This is a genomic window from Pseudomonas sp. 3A(2025), from assembly GCF_054589175.1.
In genome coordinates this window covers 1-2,277 of the sequence record NZ_BAAILM010000115.1, presented here as the reverse complement: position 1 = coordinate 2,277, position 2,277 = coordinate 1, and the positions used below count along the sequence as shown (strand labels likewise).

Annotated in this window: 1 pseudogene; it reads right to left on the bottom strand. The window is 66.3% G+C overall.

The features are described from left to right. Positions 1-2,277, bottom strand: a pseudogene (locus ACYP2A_RS31530) (hemagglutinin repeat-containing protein); the annotation flags it as partial.

Sequence of the window (2,277 nt, the reverse complement as noted above, 5' to 3'; positions counted from 1 at the left end):
CCAGGTACAGCACCGGCACCAGCACGTGTTCGCCGCGCACCACCTGGTCTTCCATCCAGACGATGTCGTGGGTCAGCGCGGCGACTTGCTCGCCGGACAGGCCGACGCCGACGCTGAGGTTCAGTGCCGACTGGCTGGCGATGGCGTTGTCCATCAGGTACTTGAACATCGCTTCGTCGCTGGTCAGGCCGTTGATGAAGCGCTGGCCGGTGCGGGCGACGACGGCTTGCTGGATCAGGCGTTGTTCGTAGTAGCCGTCGCCGAGGCGTTTCCAGGCGGTGTCGGCGTTGATGTCGAGACTCTTGCCCAGGCCGTCGAGCAGGTAGCTGGAGCTGAGGAACTGGCGCAGGTCGGTCAGTGCCGGGTTGGTTTCGATCAGGTAGCGGTGCGGCTGGCTGCTGTTGGCGGCGCTGAGCAGCGCAGCACCGCTGGCGGATGCATCGCTCAGGCGGAACAGGCCGTTCTGGCCAGTGGGCAGGCTGAAGCCGGGCAAGGTGGTCGGGTTGACCGCTTGTTGGGTCAGGTCCGGTGCCTGTTGCCGGTCGAGCGGCACCAGGGTGGCGTAGTCGCTGCCCGGTGCCGTGGTGTCGGTGCGCTTGCCGCCGCTGACGTAGGTGAAGCCGCCGCGTACCACGCTGTTGTCGATGTTGTTGCCGGCCTGGACGTTGACCGCCCCTCCGGCCTGAATCACGGCGGCGTAGGTCTGGGCGTCGAAGGCGTGCTGGGTGGTGACGCGCAGGTTGGTGGCTTCGCGCTCGGTGGTGGAGATGAAGGTGCTCATCGCCGCTTGCAGGCCGCCCAGGTTGCCTGCGTTGTAACGGCTGCCTTGTGCGGAATACTGCTCGTTGAAAGCGCGGGCCAGGCTTTGCCAGCCGCTGTCGTTGCGGGTGCGGCTGGAGACGAAGATGCGGTCGGTCTGGGTGTCGTTGGTGATCAGGCCGACGTTGTTGAGGTTGTCGACGCGGGCGCTCAAGGCGCCACCGGCGGCCACGGTGCTGCTGCTGTTGAGGAAGTCGCCGCCGATCAGGTTCAGGTTGGCGCCGGCGGTGATGCTGGAAGCCGCGCTGGCTTGGGTGACGGCGAGCTTTTCGTTTTGCTGGATCTTCCAGACGTGGTGTTCCTTGCCGCCACTGCAGTCGAGGTTGCCCAGGCCGGCGGTGCCGCAGGCGATTTCGTCGATGCGGGCGTTGTAGATGCCGGCGTCGTCGACGGTCATTACGTCACGAATGTTGTCGATGCGCCGGGCGGCCAGCAGCATGCCGGCGTCGCTGGTGAGGGTCGCGGAGCGGTTGACGATGCTGTTGGCAAGAGCGCCGCTGGCATCGCGGCTGATTTGCAGGTTGCCGAGGCTGTAGACGTCGCCGTACTGGTTGGTGAAGTCATTGACGAACAGGCCCATGTCGGCGCCGCTGAAGATCAGGCCACGCTGGTTGAGCAAGGTCGCGGCGTTGACGGTCAGGTTGCCGGCGGCGCCGAGGCTGCCATGGTTGTTCAGCGTTGTGGCATCGAGGCGCAGGCCGGCGGCGCTGGTGATGATGCCGCTATTGTTGAGGATGCCGTCGATGTCGATGACGGTGCTGCCGCCACCGGCGATGCGTGAGCTGGCGTTGTTAAGGTCCAGTTGCGCGGCGTTGAGGGTCAGGCCGCCCAGGCTGGTCAGGCGGCCGGCGCCGCTGTAGCCGCCGGTCAGGCGGACGTCGAGGCTGCCGTCACTGGCGATCAGGCCGTCGTTTTGCCACTGGTTGCCGCGACCGGTGAAGCTTTTGCCGGCCAGCAATTGCCCGCTGCCGGTCTGGCTGAAGCGGTCGATGTTCAGGTTGAGGTTGGCCGCTTGCAGCACGCTGCTGTTGGTCCAGGTGTTGCCGGTCAGGGTCAGGCTGCCGTTGGTGGCGATCCGGCCGCCGACGTTTTGCAACAGCGGCAGGCCCAGGCCGAGCACGCCGGTGCCGACGTGCAGAATCGAGCCGTCGGTGTTGATCAGCTTGCCGATCGCAAATTGCAGGTTGCTGTTGGCGCTTTCCAGGGTGCCACGGCTGTTGTCCAGCGCGCCGGCCAGGGTCAATGCGCTGGTGCCGGTGGTGCCCAGGGCACGCAGGCGGCCTTGGGTGTTGTCGAGGCTGGCGGCGTTGAGGGTCAGTGCGCCGCTGCTTTCAATCAGGCCGGCGCGGTTGGCCAGTACGCCGGTCACGCCCAGGTCGATGTCGGCGCCGGAGATCTGGCCGCTGCTGTTATCGAGACTGCCGCCGCGCACTTGCAGCAGGCGTTTGGCTGATAGCG